This window comes from Virgibacillus sp. SK37 (assembly GCF_000725285.1).
Taxonomy (GTDB): Bacteria; Bacillota; Bacilli; order Bacillales; family Amphibacillaceae; genus Virgibacillus_Q.
Genome location: NZ_CP007161.1, coordinates 3,033,218 through 3,054,979, shown reverse-complemented (window position 1 = coordinate 3,054,979; position 21,762 = coordinate 3,033,218). Strand labels below are relative to the sequence as shown.

The 21,762-nt window shown below is 37.3% G+C and carries 20 protein-coding genes; 16 read left to right on the top strand and 4 right to left on the bottom strand.

Annotated elements, in window-relative coordinates; all coding sequences use genetic code 11:
* Positions 1 to 77 precede the first annotated feature (77 nt).
* The 14 genes from X953_RS15295 to X953_RS19855 all read left to right on the top strand — a co-directional run bounded on the left by X953_RS15295 (position 78) and on the right by X953_RS19855 (position 15,407).
* On the top strand, positions 78 to 938 hold the full coding sequence (locus tag X953_RS15295) for a carbohydrate ABC transporter permease (protein WP_019377482.1): 861 nt from the start codon (positions 78 to 80) through the stop codon (positions 936 to 938).
* On the top strand, positions 938 to 1,753 hold the full coding sequence (locus X953_RS15290) for a carbohydrate ABC transporter permease (RefSeq protein ID WP_019377481.1): 816 nt from the start codon (positions 938 to 940) through the stop codon (positions 1,751 to 1,753). The genes X953_RS15295 and X953_RS15290 overlap by 1 nt, the downstream gene beginning before the upstream one ends.
* A gap of 54 nt (positions 1,754 to 1,807) precedes the next feature.
* Entirely contained in the window at positions 1,808 to 2,842 is a 1,035-nt protein-coding gene (locus X953_RS15285) for a LacI family DNA-binding transcriptional regulator (RefSeq protein WP_040956355.1), read from the top strand.
* Between the two features lie 45 nt (positions 2,843 to 2,887).
* Positions 2,888 to 3,577, top strand: a complete 690-nt coding sequence (locus X953_RS15280; RefSeq protein WP_040956354.1) for a YesL family protein — start codon at positions 2,888 to 2,890, stop codon at positions 3,575 to 3,577.
* 21 nt (positions 3,578 to 3,598) lie between these two features.
* A complete protein-coding gene (locus X953_RS15275) occupies positions 3,599 to 5,281 on the top strand; it encodes an alpha-glucosidase (RefSeq protein WP_040956353.1) in 1,683 nt (560 codons plus the stop codon).
* A gap of 569 nt (positions 5,282 to 5,850) precedes the next feature.
* Entirely contained in the window at positions 5,851 to 6,870 is a 1,020-nt protein-coding gene (locus X953_RS15270) for an asparaginase (RefSeq protein ID WP_019377477.1), read from the top strand.
* Between the two features lie 28 nt (positions 6,871 to 6,898).
* The gene (locus tag X953_RS15265) at positions 6,899 to 8,500 is read left to right on the top strand and encodes a glutathione ABC transporter substrate-binding protein (RefSeq protein ID WP_040956352.1); all 1,602 of its coding nucleotides are present in this window, start codon (positions 6,899 to 6,901) and stop codon (positions 8,498 to 8,500) included.
* Positions 8,501 to 8,565: 65 nt separating this feature from the next.
* Entirely contained in the window at positions 8,566 to 9,486 is a 921-nt protein-coding gene (gene gsiC / locus X953_RS15260) for a glutathione ABC transporter permease GsiC (protein WP_019377475.1), read from the top strand.
* A 20-nt stretch (positions 9,487 to 9,506) separates the two neighbouring features.
* On the top strand, positions 9,507 to 10,415 hold the full coding sequence (locus tag X953_RS15255) for an ABC transporter permease subunit (protein WP_198023282.1): 909 nt from the start codon (positions 9,507 to 9,509) through the stop codon (positions 10,413 to 10,415).
* 22 nt (positions 10,416 to 10,437) lie between these two features.
* Positions 10,438 to 11,451 carry an ABC transporter ATP-binding protein gene (locus tag X953_RS15250; RefSeq protein ID WP_019377473.1) on the top strand — a complete coding sequence of 338 codons (1,014 nt, stop codon included), beginning with the start codon at positions 10,438 to 10,440 and terminating at the stop codon, positions 11,449 to 11,451.
* Complete coding sequence (locus tag X953_RS15245; RefSeq protein WP_040956351.1) at positions 11,448 to 12,410, top strand: ABC transporter ATP-binding protein; 963 nt, start codon at positions 11,448 to 11,450, stop codon at positions 12,408 to 12,410. The genes X953_RS15250 and X953_RS15245 overlap by 4 nt, the downstream gene beginning before the upstream one ends.
* A gap of 33 nt (positions 12,411 to 12,443) precedes the next feature.
* Positions 12,444 to 14,177, top strand: coding sequence for a sigma 54-interacting transcriptional regulator (locus X953_RS15240; RefSeq protein WP_040956350.1), 1,734 nt, complete (start codon positions 12,444 to 12,446; stop codon positions 14,175 to 14,177).
* Positions 14,178 to 14,189: 12 nt separating this feature from the next.
* Positions 14,190 to 15,008, top strand: a complete 819-nt coding sequence (locus X953_RS15235) for a M55 family metallopeptidase (protein ID WP_040956349.1) — start codon at positions 14,190 to 14,192, stop codon at positions 15,006 to 15,008.
* A gap of 225 nt (positions 15,009 to 15,233) precedes the next feature.
* Positions 15,234 to 15,407: a hypothetical protein gene (locus X953_RS19855; RefSeq protein WP_156958498.1), complete on the top strand. Its 174-nt coding sequence runs from the start codon at positions 15,234 to 15,236 to the stop codon at positions 15,405 to 15,407.
* 380 nt (positions 15,408 to 15,787) lie between these two features.
* Here the strand turns inward: X953_RS19855 and X953_RS15230 are convergent, their stop codons facing one another.
* From X953_RS15230 to X953_RS15215, 4 genes are all read right to left on the bottom strand, one after another.
* Complete coding sequence (locus X953_RS15230; RefSeq protein ID WP_040956348.1) at positions 15,788 to 17,011, bottom strand: NAD(P)/FAD-dependent oxidoreductase; 1,224 nt, start codon at positions 17,009 to 17,011, stop codon at positions 15,788 to 15,790.
* Complete coding sequence (locus tag X953_RS15225; RefSeq protein WP_040956347.1) at positions 17,004 to 17,342, bottom strand: (2Fe-2S)-binding protein; 339 nt, start codon at positions 17,340 to 17,342, stop codon at positions 17,004 to 17,006. The genes X953_RS15230 and X953_RS15225 overlap by 8 nt, the downstream gene beginning before the upstream one ends.
* A complete protein-coding gene (locus X953_RS15220) occupies positions 17,335 to 17,607 on the bottom strand; it encodes a (2Fe-2S)-binding protein (protein WP_040956346.1) in 273 nt (90 codons plus the stop codon). The genes X953_RS15225 and X953_RS15220 overlap by 8 nt, the downstream gene beginning before the upstream one ends.
* A 71-nt stretch (positions 17,608 to 17,678) precedes the next feature.
* The gene (locus X953_RS15215) at positions 17,679 to 19,394 is read right to left on the bottom strand and encodes a sigma-54-dependent Fis family transcriptional regulator (RefSeq protein WP_052350158.1); all 1,716 of its coding nucleotides are present in this window, start codon (positions 19,392 to 19,394) and stop codon (positions 17,679 to 17,681) included.
* Between the two features lie 207 nt (positions 19,395 to 19,601).
* On the opposite strand from X953_RS15215, the gene X953_RS15210 reads away from it, so the two are divergent.
* Positions 19,602 to 20,735, top strand: a complete 1,134-nt coding sequence (locus X953_RS15210; protein ID WP_232217858.1) for an FAD-binding oxidoreductase — start codon at positions 19,602 to 19,604, stop codon at positions 20,733 to 20,735.
* A complete protein-coding gene (locus X953_RS15205; RefSeq protein ID WP_040956344.1) occupies positions 20,736 to 21,758 on the top strand; it encodes a proline racemase family protein in 1,023 nt (340 codons plus the stop codon).
* Positions 21,759 to 21,762 lie beyond the last annotated feature (4 nt).

The window sequence follows — 21,762 nt, the reverse complement described above, 5'->3', positions numbered from 1 at the left end:
GGGACAAACAAGCTAACAAATAGTGCCATGTTTGTTAGCTTGTCTTTTTTAATGTTTTTTATTGGGAGGGATTTACCTTGAAAAATAGAGATGTGTCGTTTTGGTTATTTTTGACGCCTGTTTTAGTAGCACTTGGTCTTGTAGTTGTCGTCCCATTGATTTACGGAACGATTTACTCTTTTACTGATTGGAATGGTTTAGTTGCCACAAAGTTTATTGGCCTGGAAAATTATACGCGATTATTTAGCGACGAGCTTTTTCTTAATTCTATTTGGTTTACAATAAAATTTTCTGTTGTTACTGTAATTATTTTAAATGTGTTGGGGTTAGGGTTAGCGATTCTTGTTACGCGTCACATTAAAACAAATAACTTTCTGCGAACTATTTTCTTTATGCCAAATTTAATTGGAGGACTTATTCTTGGTTTCATATGGCAGTTTATTTTTATTAACGTATTTGGAGATATTGGAAAAGCACTTGGTATTGAAGCTTTAACTGGCTGGCTCTCTACAACTGCCACAGGTTTTTGGGGATTAGTTATTCTAACCTGCTGGCAAATGGCTGGTTATATTATGATTATCTATATAGCATATTTGCAGAACATCCCTAAGGAATTAGAAGAATCTGCTGAAATAGATGGGGCTAACAGTTGGCAACGATTTAAAAGTATTACATTTCCTTTAGTAGCTCCAGCTTTTACAATTAGTATGTTTCTAACTTTATCAAACTCATTTAAAATTTATGACCAAAATTTATCGCTGACTAATGGAGGACCCTTTCAGTCTACCCAAATGGTAGCGATGGAAATTGTGAATACCGCCTTCAGTGCAAATGAAATGGCCTATGGACAGGCGAAAGCTGTAGTCTTTTTCGTAATGGTTGCTGCAATTGCACTTACACAAGTGTATTATAATAAAAAACGGGAGGTTGACCTGTAATGTATAAAAAACGGAAACTCTTTCTTGTTGAAATAATTGGCATCCTCCTAGGCTTATTGTGGTTATCACCATTTTACTTAATGCTTGTTAACGCATTTAAATCTAAAAGAGAAATATTTACTGATGTATTAAATTTGCCTGGCACATTATCAATAGAAAACTTTAAAGAGGCTTTTGTTGACTTGAATTTTATTCAATCTTTGTTTAATTCAATATTTATAACTGGCTTAAGTGTTATTATCATATTGTTTTTTACTTCTATGGCTGGTTATGCACTGGCAAGAAATAGAAGCAGATTAAGTGGTGCTTTATTATTAATATTTGTATCAGCAATGCTAATTCCCTTTCAGTCTGTGATGATTCCGCTTGTAGCGTTGTTTGGTAAAGTAGAAATGTTAAATCGTTTTGGACTAATATTTATGTATTTAGGTTTCGGTTCAAGCTTGTCCATTTTCCTATACCACGGAGCTATGACAGGTATTTCCAAGTCATTGGATGAAGCAGCAATTATCGATGGTGCTAATAAATTTCAGACCTTCATTCATATTATTTTTCCTCTTTTAAAACCAATTACCGTTACAGTAGCTATTCTAAATGTAATTTGGATTTGGAACGATTATCTGCTCCCATCTCTTGTTTTATCAGAAAACCAGGCAACGATACCTTTAAAAATGTTTTATTTCTTTGGGCAATATACAAAGCAATGGCATCTCGCATTAGCTGGCTTAACAATTGCTATATTGCCAGTGATTATCGGTTACTTCTTTGCTCAAAAGCAAATTATTAATGGTGTTGCTGAAGGGGCTGTTAAGTAATATTCGCCTAATAAACGAGAAAATAGTCTTTATTGCAGATAGGAGATATCAATAATGGCAGTTACGATAAAAGATGTTGCTAAAAAAGCAAATGTTTCACCTTCAACCGTATCAAGGGTAATTTCCAATAGCCCACGCATTAGTGAAAACACAAAGCGCAAAGTACATCAGGTAATGAAGGAGCTAGGCTATCATCTGAATTATAATGCACATGTACTTGCACAGCAAAAAACTCGAACCATAGGGATAGTAATGAAAAAGTCTGCAAGTGACTCGTTGCATGACCCATTCTTTCCAGAAGTTTTACGGGGAATTAGCGCATATTTTAATAAAGAAGATTATAATATAACACTGACAACCGGGGAGTCTGAAGAAGAAATTTATGAAAATGTTGTTAAGATGGTTCGAGGCAAAAGGGTTGATGGAATGATTGTTACCTATTCAAAACGCGGGGATAAAGTGATTCCATATTTAATTGAAAGTAAGGTTCCTTTTGTGCTTGTAGGTAGACCTAATGATTATGCTGATAAAATTATGTTTGTTGATAATGACAATGTTAAGTCAGCTGAAGAAGCAACAGATTACTTAATTGGTCTGGGACATCAAACGGTTGGTTATATTGGGGGAGATTTAGAATATGAAGTGTCTAACGACAGACTAAAAGGATACCAGCATGCCCTAACAAAAAATAAATTGCCTCTAAAGGAAGAATACGTTGCAAACTCAGACATTAACAGTGAATTGGATGACATTTTATCTCGTTTTATGAATCTAAATCGGCCACCAACTGCGCTTGTAGTAACGGATGACTTAGTTGCGATGAAAGTATTACAAATATGTCGTAAGGAAGGTATCGATGTTCCTGAAGAATTAAGTATTATAAGTTTTAATAATGCATTAATTGCTCAATTATCGAGTCCTGCACTTACATCTGTAGATACACAAGTTTTTTTACTAGGACATGAAGCAGCAAAATGTGTCGTACAAGAAATTAAGGAAACTTCCGCCTATAAGAAGAGTATCATCATTCCAACTGTTATTAAAAGAAGAGAATCATGTCAGCCATTACAAGAACCTCCGAAAAATTAATAATCATTTGAGGAGGATTTCGCATTATTAAATGGAGGGATTTAAATGGGTAATGAAAAGCCAATTATATATCAATTAAGTGAATGGTTTATGCGTCTATCCATCACTAATATCGCTTGGTTTATATCAAACCTGCCTATTGCTTACCTCTTATTAAATTTTGTATACGCAGAGACTAAAGAGAGTAGATATATTTTAGCGATTGGAATACTGCTGTTGGCACCTTTTCTGTTTTTTCCTGCAACTTCGGCTTTATTCGCTATGGTAAGAGATTGGATTTTAAAAAAGGAACAATGTTCATTAATCAAAACTTACTTCACATATTTCAGAAAAAATTATTGCTTCAGTTTGTTAGGTGGACTCTTACTGACTGGTATATGGGCAATCTTAGTTATTGACTTTATATATGTTAGACAAATAAACGTTCTGTTGCTGTTCTGCATATTAGGACTGGGTGTTGTAATTTATATTTTTACTATTAACTTTTTTATTGTACTTGCTCATTATGATGAAAAGTTGACAGTTTTAATGAAAAAAGCTTTTGTTCTTACGCTGGTAAGTCCTAAGTTATTTTTTATTCATTTATTTGCAAGTAGCGGTATTTTATATATTAGTATAGGTGGCTGGCTTGTTTTACTGCCTTTCTTTACTGGCGCGCTTATAGCATTTATTTCCTATTCAGCATTTTATCGTATTTACTTAAATGTTTTAGATATGAAAAATAGTCCAATTTAATGAATTATAGGAGGCAGCATGATGAAAAAAAAATGGTGGAAAGAGGCAGTTGCTTATCAAATTTACCCTCGAAGTTTTATGGACTCTGATGGTGATGGTATTGGGGATCTGCAAGGAATTATTTCCAAGCTTGATTACATAAAAAATTTAGGGATAGATGTAATATGGATTTCACCGATCTATCAATCTCCTAATGATGATAATGGATATGACATTAGCGATTATCAAGCTATTTCGTCAGAGTTCGGCTCCATGGAAGACTTTGATATATTACTAAAAGAAGTACATGCTCGAGATATGAAATTAATTATGGATTTGGTTATCAATCACACCTCAGACGAGCATCCTTGGTTTATAGAATCGCGTTCTAGTAAAGACAATGCCTATCGTGATTATTATATTTGGCATGAAGGTAAAGATGGAGCAGTTCCAAATAACTGGGAATCTATCTTTGGTGGATCAGTATGGGAATATGATGAAGAAACAAACGAGTATTACATGCATGTATTTTCAAAAAAACAACCTGATTTGAATTGGGAAAATCCAGAGGTTCGTTACGCTTTGTATAAAATGGTGAATTGGTGGTTGGATAAGGGGATAGACGGTTTTAGGATTGATGCGATTTCTCACATAAAGAAAAAGGCTGGATTTCCTGATTTACCAAATCCAGAAAATAAAACCTATGTACCTTCCTATGAAGGACACATGAACCGACCAGGCATTCAAACTTATTTAGAAGAGTTAAAAGAGAAAACCTTTGCTAACTATAATATTATGACAGTTGGTGAAGCAAATGGTGTGAGTATTGAACAGGCTAACGAATGGGTTGGTGAAAAAGAAGGCAAGTTTAACATGATTTTCCAATTTGAGCATTTAGATTTATGGGGGACAAGTAGTACCGGAGGACTTGATATCGAAGCACTAAAACATACATTAAGCAAATGGCAAACAGGCTTGGATGGTATTGGCTGGAATGCATTATTTTTAGAGAATCATGATCAACCACGCTCTGTTTCTACATGGGCTCAAGATACCAAAAAACGTAAGGAAGCTGCAAAAAGCTTTGCAACAATGTATTTCCTCATGCAAGGTACCCCTTTTATATATCAAGGGCAAGAAATCGGTATGACAAATGTTAAATTTGATTCCATTGAAGATTACCGTGATGTTGCGATCAAAAACTTATATAAAAATGAGCGTGAAGCAGGAAAGAGCCATGAGGAAGTCATGAAAATTATATGGAGAAATGGCCGTGATAATTCACGCACTCCGATGCAGTGGGATACAACAAAAAATGCAGGATTTACCACTGGAAACCCATGGATAAAGGTGAATGAAAATTATAAAGAAATAAATGTAGAAGCAGAACTTCAAGATTACTCATCTATACTTAACTACTACAAGTCATTAATACAGTTACGTAAAAATAATGATGTGTTGGTATATGGAAGTTATGAATTAATGAATCCAGAGCATAAGGAAATATTTGCTTATAAACGCTATTTGGATGAAGATACCTTTATAGTTATGACAAACTTATTTGATAAAGAAACAGAAATCGATTTACCGTACGATCTAGTTGGTAAACAAGCAATAGTACAGTTGCGTAATTATCCAGATGAAAAGTCATCTGAAGAGAAGTGTGAAATAAGTCAGCAAATGACATTTCAGCCATTTGAAGCAAGAGTATATAAATTAATATAATTTATAGGAGAAAAGACGGAGCATACGAACATGTTCGGTCTTTTTTAGTTACTAGACAGTGGGTAAATTGTGAAATGAAATACTTCATAAATGGAAGGGTCTTTCTTTTTCAATGTCGTTATTCAATATGGTTGAGCAATTTATTTGGTTGTGGATGCTGGTGAATCGTTTTGGTTTGGTAAAAATGGGGAGATATTTAAATTAGAGAGTATATTATCATTCTATTATTTAGGCTTTATGGAGAATAATTCTCTCATAAAGCCTTTTTTAATGAGTGCTTTTCATATGTGCTTTTTTTGTTCGGCAAAAGTAGCTTCGTATATATCCATTTTCTAATCTGAAGTGAAATTGCAGAATAACGTAACTTAATGCGTAAACGAAACTAAAATATAAATGTATTTGTAAAATCAATAATAGGGTGTAATAGGTTAAGTGAGAAATACAATAAGCGGATTAGCTCCTCTGTAATTTTTAAAATAGTGCAATTATTTTTAAAATTGGGTTGTAATTGGGTGTATTATGTTTTATTATTATCTATATTATCAAAAAATTTAAAAAGGGGTGAATTAATGGAAAGAAATAATGTTGTTAATGTAAAGAGGGGAACATCCATTGAAAGTAGTCATCAAGTACACTTAGCAGTCGTTGATTCCAATGGTGATCTGCTTCACTATGTGGGGGAACCTAATGGTAAAGTGTATGCACGCTCTTCAATGAAACCAATTCAAGCAATACCGATTGTAGAAACAGGTGCGGCAGACTATTACCAGTTTAGTGATGCGGATCTATCACTTTGTACAGCTTCCCATAATGGGGAGGCTATGCATACGGAACGGGTCCTGAGTATACTAAAACGCATAGGAATTGAAGATACAACATTGCAGTGTGGTACCCATATACCTCGGTGGCAGGATACATACAAAAATTTGATTCTTAACAATAAAGAAGTAACGCCACTATATAATAACTGCTCAGGTAAACACACTGGTATGCTGGCAACGGCAAAATTTATGGGGGAATCTCTGGAAGATTATTATGCTAAAGATCATCCTGTACAACAACGTATTGTTCAAGCAGTTAGTGAAGTGTGCGATTATCCGCAAGAGGAGATAGAAATAGGTATTGATGGATGTGGAGTTCCGGTCCATGGCCTACCGCTTGAGCGCCTCGCTTATGGGTTCGCCCGAATGGCTACCCCTGAAATCCTGGGAGAAAAAAGAAGTTCGGCGGTTAGTCGTATAACTAATGCAATGATGGAAGCACCTGAGATGGTTGGTGGAACCAATCGTTTCTGTTCAGATTTCATGAAAGCAGGACAAGGCAGGTTCTTTGGAAAAGCGGGGGCTGAGGGCGTTTATTGCATTGGTGACACTAAGACAGGGTTAGGAATTGCTGCCAAAGTTGCCGATGGAAATGGAAGAGCTGTGTATCCAGCAGTAATGGAAGCGATTACGCAGTTAGGACTACTAACTAATGATCAAATAGAACAACTGAAGGAATATCACCATCCGAAATTGCGGAATGCAAGAGATGAAATTATTGGTGAATTAGTTCCGGTATTTCAATTGCAAAGCGCACTAGCTTATTAATCTTCATAATTTAAGAGGAGGAAGATATATGAAAAGAAATTTATATAGATTAGTTGCGTTATTTTTAATTGTAGGTTTTGTATTAATTGGCTGTTCTAATAAAACATCTAATGATGGTAGTGAAAGTAAAGATGCTGTAGCACAGGAAACAGTTAAAAAAGAAGGAAAAGATATAACCATTGCTGTTGCAGCTAACTTTGTAAGTTTAGACCCCCATGATACGAATGATACACTTTCTGGGTCTGCTGAAAAAACAATGATGGAAGGTCTTGTAGGTTTCGATAAGGATATGAATGTTGTTCCTGTCCTTGCAAAGGATTATTCCGTTAATGATGACGCTACCGAATTTGTATTCGAATTACAAGAAGGTGTGAAGTTCCATGATGGTGCACCTTTTAACGCAGAAGCTGTAAAGGTAAACTTGGACCGTCTTACAGATCCAGACAGTACCTTGATACGTTCTAGTCTGTTTGAATTAATTAAGGAAACAGAAGTGGTTGATGAATATACGGTGAAAGTAACGCTTTCTGAGCCGTTTGGTGCAATGATTAATACGTTTGCCCATCCAGCTGGAATGTTAATTAGTCCTAAAGCATTGGAAGAGTATGGTGATGATGTATCTCAGCATCCGGTTGGTACAGGTCCATATGTATTTAAAGAATGGCAACCAGGGGACCATTTAACAATGACAAAAAATGAAGATTATTGGAGAGCTACGGGTAACGAGGCAGATTCAATAACATTCAAACCGACTCCTGAGAATGGTACAAGGGTTGCGATGCTGCAAACAGGTGAAGCTGATTTTATTTACCCTGTACCTACAGAACAAGCAGAAGAGATAGACGGGAAAGATGGAATTGTTGTAGAAAATGAAGCATCTATCGTTGTTCGTTATTTAGCAATGAATAATTTAAAGAAGCCATTTGATGATAAGCGTGTTCGCCAAGCAGTCAATTATGCAATTAATAAGGAAGCCTTTACGCAAGTTGTTATGAATGGATTCGCAAGTCCAATGGATTCGATTATCGCGCCAAATACCCAATTCTATTCAAAACAGACTCCTTATGAATTTGATCTGGAAAAAGCGAAAGAATTACTTACAGAAGCAGGATATGAAAATGGATTCAAGGCAACCATTTGGGGTGCAAATAGTTCAACTACGATGAAAGCAATGGAGTTTATACAGCAACAACTTGCACAAATAAATGTAGAGCTTGAAGTAGTGCCGATGGAGACTGGTACGCTTTCAGATAGCATTTGGTCTGTGGAAGATCCGAAAGACGCTGAAATCGAGATGTATTACGGTGGTTGGTCACCATCTACAGGGGATGCTGACTGGGGAATTCGTCCACTTGTAGGTGGAGAGAACGCATATCCGCCAAAGTCTTATAACACAGCTTATTATAATAATAAAGAAGTTAATAAATTAATTGCTGATGGATTAGCAACCGGTGATCCAGCTGCAAGAGAAAAAGCATATGCGGATGCGCAAGAGAAAATTTGGGAAGATGCGCCATGGGCCTTCCTGGTTGTTGATGATACAATTTTTGGAAAGAAGAACTATTTAGAAGGGATCTATTTATTGCCTGATGGATCATTAAGTTTAGAAAATATGAAGATTGTAGAATAGAAATTAATTGAGCGCTATAATTCAGTCTTTATGGCGCTCAATTATTTTTAAAAGAGGTGAACTGAATGGCAAAGTATGTTATTAAACGATTAATTGGAATCATTCCAATTTTATTTTTAGTATCTATATTTATATTTTTATTTGTACATCTTATTCCAGGAGATGCAGCTAGATTAGTTGCTGGTCAGGACGCAACACTTCAAGATGTTGAACTGGTACGTAAGGAATTGGGATTGGATCAGCCAATCTATAAGCAGTATTTTTCTTTTATAACTGGCGTTTTCCAAGGAGATCTTGGCACATCTATAAAGACCGGGAGACCTGTTTTTGATGAAATAGCCATGCGGTTTATGCCAACATTCTGGTTGACCTTCTGGAGCATGATATGGGCTGTTATTGTAGGTCTGGTTATCGGTGTTATATCTGCTACCAAGAGAAATAAGTGGCAGGATTATTTAGGGATGTTTGTTGCTGTTTCTGGTATTTCGATGCCATCATTTTGGCTAGGTTTATTACTCATACAATTATTTGCTGTTCAATTAGGTTGGTTACCAACAGGTGGACTTGAGTCATGGAAATCTTACATACTACCATCTATTACCTTAGGGTCTGGGGTCGCAGCGGTTGTGGCGAGATTCTCTCGCTCCTCTATGATGGATATACTAAAGGATGATTATATTAGGACAGGTAGAGCGAAAGGTTTGAATGAACATAAAGTTGTCTGGGGGCATGGATTAAAAAATGCCATGATACCAGTAGTGACAATGACGGGATTACAATTTGGCTTTCTGCTTGGTGGTTCTGTTGTTATTGAGACTGTTTTTAGTTGGCCGGGTCTTGGTAGATTACTAATAGATTCTGTAGCGTTTCGAGATTATCCAGTTATTCAATCTGAAATGCTGTTATTTGCACTAGAATTTATCTTAATCAATCTAATTGTGGATTTAATTTATGGTTTTCTTAATCCGCAAATACGGTATGACTAAGCAAAGGAGGAATTCAGCTTATGGCTAATCTACAAACAGCAGACGTAGCTTCGTCTGAAGGGATAATAACTGATCAAGAAATCAAAAAGAGCTCACCAGTTAAAGAATTTTGGAGGAAGTTTAAAAAGCAACGGTTGGCAATGGTGGCCGGGGCATTCGTACTTTTGTTAGTAATCATTGCAATCTTAGGACCTGTTATAACTCCTTATGCTTCAGAAGAACCCGATTATGCTGCCATCTTGCAGGGCCCTTCTGCAGAACACTTTGCAGGCACAGATGCGTACGGAAGGGATATATTTAGTCGAATCCTCGAGGGTACAAGGATTTCATTATCGGTTGGTGCCATATCAGTCCTTTTAGGCGCTGCATTAGGCACGCTATTAGGATTGGTTAGTGCGTTCTATGGAAAATGGGTTGATAGTGTAATCATGCGATTTTGCGATGTATTGTTTGCTTTTCCTGGAATACTGTTGGCTATTGGTATTATTGCGATTTTAGGGCCTGGCCTTGTGAATGTGGTTATTGCAATTTCCATATTTAGTATTCCTAATTTTGCGAGGATTGTAAGGGGGAGCGCTCTTTCTGTTAAATCGACAGTGTATGTGGAAGCAACGAAATCAATTGGTGCAAAAAATAGAAGAATCATATGGAAGCATATATTCCCAGGCACGGTCTCAAGTATAATCGTTAATTTCACGATGAGAATAGGGACTGCAATACTAACCGCAGCTAGTTTGAGCTTTCTTGGTCTGGGTGCACAGCCACCAACACCGGAATGGGGAGCATTGCTGAGCAGTGGAAGGGATTATTTAAGCACCGCGCCCCATGTAACATTTTTTCCTGGTTTAGCCATCTTTCTAACAGTGTTGGCGTTTAATCTTTTAGGTGATGGTTTGCGTGATGCTCTTGACCCGAAAATAAGGGATTAGTTTCTGGAGAGGAGAAATTAATATGTCAGAAAAAGTGCTTGAAATAGAAGATTTGAAAACGTACTTTCATGGTGATGAAGGAACTGTGAAAGCCGTTGATGGTGTATCAATTACAGTTGGCAAAGGAGAGACAGTAGGGGTTGTTGGAGAGTCAGGGTGTGGGAAGAGTGTAACTTCCTTATCAACAATGCGACTTTTGCATGACACTCCAGGAAAAATAGTAGGTGGAACAATAAAATTTGAAGGAAAAAACTTATTGGAACTAAGTGAAAGAGAGATGCGGCAACTTCGTGGAAATGATATGGCTATGATTTTTCAGGAACCGATGACATCTTTAAACCCAGTTTATAAGATTGGGAAACAATTGGAGGAAGTTATTAGGTTACACATGAATTATAATAAGAAACAGGCTCAGAACCATGCTGTTAGTATGTTGAAAATGGTAGGATTACCACGAGCAGAAGAGATTATTAATGAGTATCCTTTTCAGTTATCTGGAGGTATGCGCCAAAGAGTTATGATTGCAATGGCAATGGCTTGTAACCCGAAATTATTGATCGCAGATGAACCCACTACTGCATTGGATGTTACGATACAAGCACAAATTCTTGATCTCATGCGAAAGCTGCGTGATGAAAGAGATACAGCCATTATGCTAATCACCCATGATCTTGGAGTTGTAGCCGAAATGTGTGATCGGGTTGTAGTCATGTACGCAGGTAAGGTTGTTGAGGAGACTGATGTAGAAACTTTATTTAAAGAACCACAACATCCCTATACAAAAGGATTAATTGCATCGATTCCCAAATTAGGTGAAAATGCTGCAAAATTAGAATCTATACCTGGCAATGTGCCTACGCCTGCTAATATGCCGCAAGGGTGTAAATTTGCGCCAAGATGCAAATCAGTAATGGACATTTGTTGGGAAAATGACCCTGACTTATTAAAAACGAACAGCAACCATACGTGCAGATGCTGGTTGTATCAAGATAGTGAGATAGAAAGTAAAGAAGACTTGCTGGAGGTGTCTGAATGACAACACCACTTGTAGAAGTGAAAAATATTAAAAAGTATTTCCCGATTAAAAAAAGCTTATTTGGTAAGAGTACTTCATACGTTAAAGCAGTAGATGATGTGTCTTTTGCAATTAATAAGGGAGAAACTCTAGGGCTTGTTGGAGAAAGTGGTTGTGGTAAGTCCACTACCGGCAGACTTCTTATGAATCTATTAGAAGCCACGGACGGGAAGATTTACTTTGAGGGTAATGAAATTACGTCATTAAGTGAAAATGAAATAAGAAAGGCCCGAAAGGATTTCCAAATGATTTTCCAAGATCCGTATGCTTCATTAAATCCTAGAATGACGGTTAAGGATATTATTAATGAACCACTAATTATTCATGGTTTTGACAAAGCCTCCCGCATGAAACGTATTAAGGAACTATTGGAAGTCGTCGGGTTGAATGCTTATCATGCAGAACGTTATCCACATCAATTTAGTGGTGGCCAGCGTCAGCGAATTGGAATTGCACGAGCGTTAGCGGTAAATCCTAAGTTAATTATTGCGGATGAACCTGTTTCAGCTCTGGATGTTTCTATTCAGTCGCAAATCTTAAATTTATTAAAGGATTTACAGGACAGGTTTGACCTTACATATCTTTTCATAGCACATGATCTAAGTGTTGTAGAGCATATTAGCGATCGTGTAGGGGTAATGTATCTAGGGAAAATTGTGGAATTAGCAGATAAAAGAGAACTGTATAAAAATCCACAACATCCATATACAAGATCTTTATTATCAGCTGTCCCTCTTCCAGATCCTACAGTGAAACGGGAGAGAATTATATTAAAAGGAGATATCCCAAGTCCTGCTAATCCACCAAGTGGTTGTACTTTTCATACAAGATGTCCCCTAGCGACAGAAATTTGCAAACAAGAGATACCACAATTAAGGCAAAATAATGAGGGGCATTATGTATCTTGCCATCTGGTTTAACTACTAAAGGACGTCGGATTATGAGGTGGGAAAATGCAAAAAAAAGTTATAATAATTGCAATACAAGAGAGATATTTAGATACAATTACAAAACAAGTAAAGGAAATACTTGGCGATAAAATAACAATCCATTCAATTACTGTAAAGGATCTGAGGCAAAATACGATCAACAGTGGTGACATAGTGTTGATTTCAAATAGCCAAATTAAAGGTTTAGTTAACCAACTTATACCAGTAAATTGCCCAATTATTATTGCAAAGCGTGATATAAACTATACGAATATACGAACATTAATAGATCTCCCGCCAGGTCAAAAAATTCTGGTAGTAAATGATAATAAACAAAATACAGAAGAAACTGTTCGATCACTTAGGGAGATTGTTTTTGAACATGAATACCAGGCTTATGATCCTGAAGTACCTATTTCCTCGTCTATTGACTATATTGTTACACCTGGTGAACAACATCTTCTTCCGGGAGGGTTATTAAGCGTAATTGATGTCGGCCCAAGGTTACTAGATTTGAGCACATTTGAAGAGATTACAGAACTATTAGGCCTTGAATACCCGAAAACACAAATAGTAAAGCGCTATTTAAAAGCTTGTGTCTCCTTATCAAGATATGATCGTGTGAAAACAGGTAACAGTAAAGATATTCGCAATGTTGCTCAATATCATTTTGAAGATATTATCGCAATAAGTGATTCAGTGAGACGCGCAGTAGATATCGCTAAGAAGTATGCTGTAGATGATACTATTGCCCAAATTTATATAGAAGGAGAAAAAGGAACTGGAAAAAGTATGTTTGCGCAAGCAATTCATAATTATTCTAATTCCTCAGAATTACCGTTTATATTAATAAATTGTATTTCAAAACCTTTTGATATTTTGGAGAAGGAATTGTTCGGTTATGAAGAAGAAGGAGAAGTATCTCAGGGAGTTTTTGAACTTGCGAATAACGGTACCGTTTGTATAAATGGAGTTAGTGAACTACCTTTATCTACACAGAAGAGACTGTTTGATATGCTTGATTCAAGAAGTTTTACGAGAATTTCCGGCAACGAAGTAATTCACCTTCAAGCCCGCGTGATTGTTACTAATTATAAGAATTCAGAGAGTCTTTTAGAGCAAAATCTGTTCTATGAAAAACTCTATCATTTACTAATGAAGACCTCTGTTAATGTACCATCTTTATCAGAAAGAATGGAAGATTTCATTCCTTTAATTGAGAACATGAAACAAAGAATTAATCGAACTGATATTAAGTTTACAGATGAAGTAATTTCGTATTTAAAGTCTTATAAATGGGTTGGAAATGTGAAAGAGCTATATAATGTAATAACTTATTTATCCTTCCTTGAGGATTCTCCTATTCAATTAGATTCATTACCATTTTACCTACGTTCCAATGCAAAGAAAGAAGAGTCCAACAAGGTTGATGTTCAGAGGGAAATCATTTCTAAAATAGAAGAGCATGGCTTTCTGGATGAAAGTATAGAGATATTATCAACCTTTATAGAAGGTAAAAAAGTACATACCTCCTATGGTAGGAAAGCATTAAAAAAGTGCTTGGAAGAAAAAGGTTTAAACATTTCAGAACAGCAGCTTAGAATGCGCCTAGAAGTTCTTCACGATATAGGTTTAACGATCGTAAGACAAGGTAGGGCTGGGTCTACTATATCGCGTAAAGGGGAAGCGTTCATCAAAGAATATAAAAAGAATGCAGCGATAACGGAGGCAAAGGAGGTAATTAATACAATTGAATAGGAGGTCTGTGAAGTGAAGTTATTTATTTCTGCTGATATTGAAGGTGTGTCAGGTGTTGTGGATGCAGAGCACACTGGAAGAACAGGAAGGGAACATGATAGGGCTAGGATGTATATGACACAGGAAGTCAATGCGTGTATTGAGGGGGCGTTAGAGGCCGGGGTAAGAGAAGTCGTTGTAAATGACTCACATGGGACAATGAGAAATATATTGTTTGAACACCTCCATCCGAAGGCTGATTTAATCTCTGGATCCCCAAAAAAATTAGCTATGGTTGAGGGACTGACCGAGAAATTTGATGCAGCAATTTTTATTGGATATCATACTAGAATGGGAACAAACGGTATACTAAACCATACATTCCATGGTCGAGCTATCAGGAATATAAGAGTCAATGGGAACGACTATGGAGAGTTTGGTTTAAATGCTGCTGTAGCTGGTTATTATGGAGTGCCAGTCGTTATGGTTAGTGGTTGCGATTTATTAAGTGAGGAGGCAACTGCATTAATCCCCAACATAAATACTGTAGTGGTTAAAAAGACAATGAATCGAACGACGGCAAGGAACGTAAGCATGAAGCAAACACACGAAAAAATTCGTTCCATGACACTACAAGCAATTAAGGAAAGAGTGAATAATAAGCCCTACCTTATACAAGCTCCTTTACATGTGGAAGTATCTTTTATGCATACAGGGTTAGCAGATATAGCTGAGACTCTTCCAGTTGTAAAGAGGGTTGATCACTTAACGGTTGCTATTAATACTGATACCATAATTGATGCTTATCGTTATATTAGAAGCTTACTCATGATGGTCGGTAGTTACGCCTAACAAAAGATAACGATAAATGAGGTGTTTATGCAGTATTGATGGAGATGTTTTGATTTTATCTTTACGAATCTAAGTACAAAATTTCGGTTAAGGTTGTAAAACGTGTTATTTGGTATAGGGAGAGGAAGGATGAAAATACTTCTCTCTAATTTTTTTGAAATAGAAAATGAAGGTTGATTTTGTATAAATGAGATGTGCTACAATTTATACAAGGAGGTAATTTCTATGGTATTAAAGGAAGCTAAGAAAAGCGGAAATAAAACTGGGCAAATAAAAAAATCTCCTATAGGAAAAAACGTTTTAAAAAAATATGGTGTTATAAACAATAGCGGAACTAAAAGTAGACCGAGAACTATAAATGAACTGTATAAAGAGAGATATAAATTAAAAAACCACTGATAAATTATAAATTATCAGTGGTTTTTTTATACATATGCTTCGGTTCAGGGAAAAATGCAGTGAATGGTTGGACTATTCTTTTTTCCCTTCACCTATGGTACCCTTAAACAGGGAGATTTTCGTCTAGATATATAACGCATAGTAATATACTTTCTTTTATCAAACAATTTCAATCACCCTAACTTATTAATCATCTACCTTATATTATATGGGGTTATAGACATTTTTATGCATGGGCACTTGACATTCTTTTTATCGACTTTGCAAAAACTTGAGAGATATATTCCATTTTTTATCATCATTAGCAAGGTTTCTATAATACTTCAAATTTCACATAAAGAAACCAGTATCAAATTACAATTGATACTGGTCATAATCCATCAAACTGAAATATTAGCCACAGATGCTTCAAATTCCTCCCAATGTTCCTGAACAATCCGCTTTCCTTCTTCTACTTCTGGATGGAATTGAATGTGAGCATTGGCCCTTGCTTGCTTAATCGATTGAATGGACGTTTGTAGTTCATTATCCAACCCACTCATACCGCTGTTCACTGCAATGGATAATCCAGCGGTAACACCTTGTGCCATAGCAACCTTTGCTCCTTCAATTCCGGTTATGTTGCCTGCAACGTATAACCCGTCCAATGTTGTTTCCATCTGTTCATTGTGGAGTGGAACGTATCCTCCCAGCTCATCCACCTGGTAAAATGGACAACCGGCCACAGCAGCAAGCTCTGCCAATGGGTAAAGCCCTCCTGCAATACAAACGAAATCACATGTTATCTGTTCTTCCGTTCCCTGAATGACCTTACCGTTTGTATCAATTGTTGCTAATGTGACTCCTTCCACTTGGTCTTCTCCATATATTTCAATGACAGCTTTTCGTAGATGGATGGGAATATCCCACATTTTCACCCCATTCTTTGGATAAAATGTCACCCCCAAATTTTTCATAAAGTCATTTTTCATTAATTTGCTGCCAAATCGAATGAAGGCTGAAGGTGCCATATGAGAAACATGAAGTAGAGAATCCATTACTGCCTTCGGTTGTGCAGCTAGGGAAGTCAGCTGATTTAATTTAGGCAAGGTAAGTGCAGCTACTTCTACGTCAGCCAGTTGTAATTCCATAGCAATGGCAGAGGAAAGCACATTTACCCCAATGATAATTCCTTTTTTACCCGGTTTTACCCGATGTACATTTGTCATAACTTGTGCGGCACCAACTGACATGACGCCTGGTAATGTCCATCCGGGTACCGGTATTGGTGACTCAGCAGCCCCTGTTGCGAGTAATAAATGCTCTGTCTTTAATATTTCTTGTTCTGTATAGACCGTCCATTCACTCTCTATTTTTTCCAGATTATGCACAGGGGTTTCCAACATAAATTTCACATCTGCAGCCAGTGCTTGATGATATAAATTAGCTGATTCCTTTATTCCATTCCACCAGTTGCCATTCGGTTCCTCGTAAAGCTGACCTAATAAACGTCCACCAGGTTTCATGTATTCATCGATGATGAGTACCTTCAATCCCTTGTTTGCACAAGTAATTCCGGCAGACAATCCGGCTGGTCCTGCTCCAATTATGATCACATCATGCATGTTCAGCACTCCAATCACGAACCGGTGTCGGCAATTTATTACCACTTTCCACTACTGTGCCATCTTCTAAGGGGGTGAGACATGCGCGAACTCCTTGCTTACCATTTACTTTTACCCTGCACTCAAAGCAATGTCCGATATTACAATAGATGCCCCGAGGTGTACCATTTTCTTCATGATACCGTAACGTTCGAACTCCATTTGCCAGTAATGCAGCAGCGATGGATTCATGCTTTCGACCTTTAAACGATTGTCCATTAAATGTGAAAGATACTTCTTCTGTATTTTCCAAACTTCCTAATACCGGATGATCTAGAATGCGCTCACTCATGATGGTCACCTCCTAAATCACCAAAGCTGATTGGGCGTATGGGCGGCTGATATTTTAAAGTAATTTGTTTACGGTTTTCTTTGCCCAGGGATTGGGTCAGTTTATCAACTAATGGCCTACATGTTCTACCCCCACAATATCCCATTCCTGCTCTTGTGCGAAGTTTTAATTCCCGTGCTGTGCAATTATATTTGACAGCGGTTTCATTTAACTCCCTGTATGTAACCTCTTCACATCTACAAACAATAATTTCTTGTTCTGTCATTAAAGTCACCTCTGTAAAGTAAATTCTGTACATATTAATTAATGCAAGAATGATGCCAGTTTGACAGATGCTTATTTAATACCTAGTTTGTTTAAGCGATTATATAATGTTGCACGGGTGATTTGCAGGTTTTTGGCGCAAAGCTGTTTATTACCATCGGCTTTTTTTAGTTCTTTTAAAAGAATATTTCTTTCTACCTCCTGTAGCATCTCATTTAGAGAACCATTTTCTTTATTAGGAAGTGTTGCTGCGCCACGTGCTGTATTTATCTTCTCTGAATCGAATTCAAAGGGGAGTTCCTCCGTGGTTATTTCCCCATTCTCTGAGAAAACAACCAGTCTTTCAACCACATTTTTAAGTTCTCTGACGTTTCCTGGCCAATCATGCTGAAGGAGCGCTTGCATGACTGTCTGGGATATTCCGTGAATCGGTCGGCTATATTTAATGGATATTTCATGCAGAAAATAATGGGTTAACTCAATGATATCTTCCGGACGCTTTCGTAGTGGAGGGATCTCGATACTGACCACATTTAGGCGATAGTATAGATCATCCCGAAATTTATTTTCCTTCACTAATTCAGCTAAATCCCGATTGGTAGCAGCGATTACTCGGAAGTCCACTTCAATTTCTTTTGTACCACCAACAGGGTAAAACTTTCGTTCCTGTAACAGTCGCAGGATTTTCACTTGCATATCCAGTGGCATCTCACCAATCTCGTCCAAAAATAAGGTTCCTCCTTGGGCGAGTTCGGCCTTTCCCTTTTTTCCTTTTTGATCTGCACCGGAAAATGCACCTCTTTCATATCCGAAAATTTCACTTTCGAATAAAGTAGAGGGAATGGCTCCACAATTAATGGCGACAAAAGGGGCTTTACTATCTTCACGTATATTATGGGCGGCTTTAGCAAATAGTTCTTTACCTACCCCGCTTTCTCCATGGATCAAAATTCCGGCTTCTGTTGTGGAGGCCTTTTTTAATTTCGTAATTGTTTTTTTGAGTGCAGTACTGTTACCTCGTATATGCTGAAATGGATCTTCCGTTGATGTGAGCTTGGTTACTTCTTTCTCTAAATGAAACAGTTTTTCTGTTGTTGTGTACAATTCCTCATTCAATCTGATCTGGCTGGTTATATCTGTTTCTGCAACAACTGCACCAATGATTTCTTCCTTAAAATAGACGGGGTTTGAATTAATCAATACTACTTTATTTTCACGTGCGAGATGCTGTTGGTGGTACACGGAAGTACCTTTTTCCAAAGCATTAAGGATCTCCAAATGTTCAGTGCTAAAGAAATCAATAATGGATTTTCCGATAATATCCTCCCTTTTTACAGAAAAAATTCCTTCTGCTCCTTTTGTCCACCCTACTACTTTTTTATCGTGATCAATGACGGTACACGATTCGTTAATCGTATTAAGAACTGTAGAAATATATGCTTGGAGCTGCTGGTATTTTTGAAATAATTCCTTACATATTCGTTGTGTGTTCAGGTAACCAACAATTTGATCAGAATCATTTAATACGATGAGCCAATCACTATTCTGTAATTTCTCTATTACATTGTTTAAATTTTCCTCGATACTTATTGTTTCACATAAGTGGTATACCAACTGTCTGTTCTGTTGTGAACAGGTAATATGGAATACTCCCTCGTTTGATTGCAAAAAAAGCGGTTCCTGTTTATTAGCCAGGCTTTCGATACCTTGTTTATCTAGTTCTTTGTCCATTATTAATGTGAAATCCGTAATTATAAAGGCTGTTATATCCTTAAAAGTTGAGAACATCCCACGTTCACTCCTATTGTATAGAATATTTTACACTTTTATAATATTTTTACACATTGGAAATCCAAAATCAACATAAGTTTGTATATTCTGCGAACTGATTTTTGGCATGGAAGTTGCATTATATTATGTAAGCGATAAATAGAGAGGAGGATAATGGTGGGGGACACAGTGCACAAGGATATTATTATAATTGGTGGCGGCATTATGGGTGCGGCTATTTCGTACTATTGCTCAAAGGCTGGCCTGGATGTAACTGTCTTAGAAAAAAAGGAATTGGCAAGTGGCACGTCTTCCAGGTGTGATGGAAACATACTTGCCATCGATAAAGACCCTGGTTTTGATAGTAAAATGTCTTTAAAGAGCCAACAGCTTGTACATGAGTTAAATAAGGAGCTGGAAGTTTCGTTTGAATACCGTAATCCCGGGAGTATCCTGGTCTGTGAAAATGATCAGGAGATGGAGGCTGCCCAGAGATGGGTGAACCAGCAACAGTCTGCTGGTTTGGATTTCAAGATGCTTGACCGAAGTGATTTAAGAAATGAGTCGAACTATTTTGCTGATGACCTTTATGGCGGATTAGAATGTCGGACAGATTCTACTGTTAACCCGTATATGCTTACGTATTCCATGTTTCATAGTGCTCAAAAAAACGGGACCCAGGTACATACTCATACTGAGGTGAAACGTATCTATAAAGATGCAACTGATCAGTTTGTAATTGAAACAACAAATGGTAATTTCACAGCAAATAAGGTTGTAAACGCATGTGGGGTCTGGGCTCCGTTTATAGGAGAAATGCTGGATATCGATATTCCGATTGCACCACGAAAAGGACAATTAATCGTAGCATCCAGACAGCAACCTGTAGGTTTACGCAAAGTTATGGAATTTGGCTATCTTATATCTAAATTTGGTGGTGAAAGGATAGTTGATCCAATTACTGAAAAATATGGCGTTGCTCTTGTATTTGAGCCAACAGAGAGTCAGAATTTTTTAATTGGCAGCAGTCGGGAATTTAATGGGTTTGACTTAAAGGTAGATCATCATGTTACCAAATACATTGCCAAGAGAGCGCTGCGATTTTATCCAAAAATGGCAGATATGACAGTGATCAGAACATATGCTGGCTTACGCCCATGGACAGAGGATCATCTTCCAATTATTTCAGAGGTAGAGGAAGTGCCGGGTTTTTATGTTGCAGCAGGTCATGAAGGTGATGGCATTAGCTTAGCAGCAGTAACTGGTAAGGTGATGGAAGAAATGCTCTCCGGAAAGGAAACATGTATCCCTACAGAACCTTTAAGGCATGACCGTTTTAGAGAGAAGGTGACAAGCTAGGTGGAATTTCAACGTTTATTTACAACCATAGACACCCATACTGGGGGAAATCCGACGAGAACGGTCTTAAGCGGGCTTCCAGAATTAAAGGGAGAAACAATGTCAGATAAGATGCTTTATATGAAGGAACATTACGACTGGATAAGGAATTTTCTAATGAATGAGCCAAGAGGTCATGATGTAATGTCTGGTGCCTTGATGGTAAATCCTTGTCATCCGGAAGCTGATTTCGGCGTTATTTATATCGAAACAGGCGGCTATTTGCCAATGTGTGGCCATGATACGATTGGCTTTTGTACAGCTCTTATTGAGGCAGGGATGGTCGAAGTGAACGAACCTTATACCTTGATCAATTTGGATACACCTGCAGGACTTGTCCGAACAAAAGTAAAAGTAGAATCCGGTAAGGCAAAAGAAGTAACCTTTGCAAATGTTCCTTCCTTTTTATTAAAGTCAATCGAAATGGAAGTAGCAGGTATTGGCAACGTAGAATGTGATATTGCTTATGGAGGGAATTTTTACGGAATTATCGATGCCCGTAAGCTTGGGATTGATCTAACAACGAAAAACGCTTCGGTAATTGTTGATAAAGCGATTACCATACGTAATGCAATTAATGAAAAGGAAGAGATTATTCATCCAGAATACCCATTTATCAAGGGACTGACACATATCGAATTTTACACCGATCCTGTTCATAAAGATGCTGACCTGAAAAACACGGTAGTAGTACCACCAGGCGGGATTGATCGTTCTCCGTGTGGTACAGGGACTTCGGCAAAGCTTGCTACATTATACAGTAGGGATGAGATTGGTGTGGATGAGTTGTTTGTGTATGAAAGTATTGTTGGTACGTTATTTAAAGCAAGGATACTGGAGGTAACAGACGTGAAAGGATTTCAGGCTGTCCTGCCAGAGGTGACTGGTTCTGCATGGATCATGGGGATGCATCGCTTTTTTTATAATGAAGATGACCCTCTTAAAGAAGGGTTTCTGTTAATTCCACCAATGGAAGGGCATTAGGAAG

Bases quoted from the DNA above. Each gene is read 5' to 3' on its own strand.
- X953_RS15245 (WP_040956351.1), top strand. From the start codon at position 11,448: ATGACAACACCACTTGTAGAAGTGAAAAATATTAAAAAGTATTTCCCG.
- X953_RS15250 (WP_019377473.1), top strand. From the start codon at position 10,438: ATGTCAGAAAAAGTGCTTGAAATAGAAGATTTGAAAACGTACTTTCAT.
- X953_RS15210 (WP_232217858.1), top strand. From the start codon at position 19,602: ATGGGTGCGGCTATTTCGTACTATTGCTCAAAGGCTGGCCTGGATGTA.
- X953_RS19855 (WP_156958498.1), top strand. From the start codon at position 15,234: ATGGTATTAAAGGAAGCTAAGAAAAGCGGAAATAAAACTGGGCAAATA.
- X953_RS15230 (WP_040956348.1), bottom strand. From the start codon at position 17,011: ATGCATGATGTGATCATAATTGGAGCAGGACCAGCCGGATTGTCTGCC.
- gsiC (WP_019377475.1), top strand. From the start codon at position 8,566: ATGGCAAAGTATGTTATTAAACGATTAATTGGAATCATTCCAATTTTA.
- X953_RS15240 (WP_040956350.1), top strand. From the start codon at position 12,444: ATGCAAAAAAAAGTTATAATAATTGCAATACAAGAGAGATATTTAGAT.
- X953_RS15255 (WP_198023282.1), top strand. From the start codon at position 9,507: ATGGCTAATCTACAAACAGCAGACGTAGCTTCGTCTGAAGGGATAATA.
- X953_RS15280 (WP_040956354.1), top strand. From the start codon at position 2,888: ATGGGTAATGAAAAGCCAATTATATATCAATTAAGTGAATGGTTTATG.
- X953_RS15270 (WP_019377477.1), top strand. From the start codon at position 5,851: ATGGAAAGAAATAATGTTGTTAATGTAAAGAGGGGAACATCCATTGAA.
- X953_RS15275 (WP_040956353.1), top strand. From the start codon at position 3,599: ATGAAAAAAAAATGGTGGAAAGAGGCAGTTGCTTATCAAATTTACCCT.
- X953_RS15215 (WP_052350158.1), bottom strand. From the start codon at position 19,394: ATGTTCTCAACTTTTAAGGATATAACAGCCTTTATAATTACGGATTTC.
- X953_RS15225 (WP_040956347.1), bottom strand. From the start codon at position 17,342: ATGAGTGAGCGCATTCTAGATCATCCGGTATTAGGAAGTTTGGAAAAT.
- X953_RS15220 (WP_040956346.1), bottom strand. From the start codon at position 17,607: ATGACAGAACAAGAAATTATTGTTTGTAGATGTGAAGAGGTTACATAC.
- X953_RS15265 (WP_040956352.1), top strand. From the start codon at position 6,899: ATGAAAAGAAATTTATATAGATTAGTTGCGTTATTTTTAATTGTAGGT.
- X953_RS15290 (WP_019377481.1), top strand. From the start codon at position 938: ATGTATAAAAAACGGAAACTCTTTCTTGTTGAAATAATTGGCATCCTC.
- X953_RS15285 (WP_040956355.1), top strand. From the start codon at position 1,808: ATGGCAGTTACGATAAAAGATGTTGCTAAAAAAGCAAATGTTTCACCT.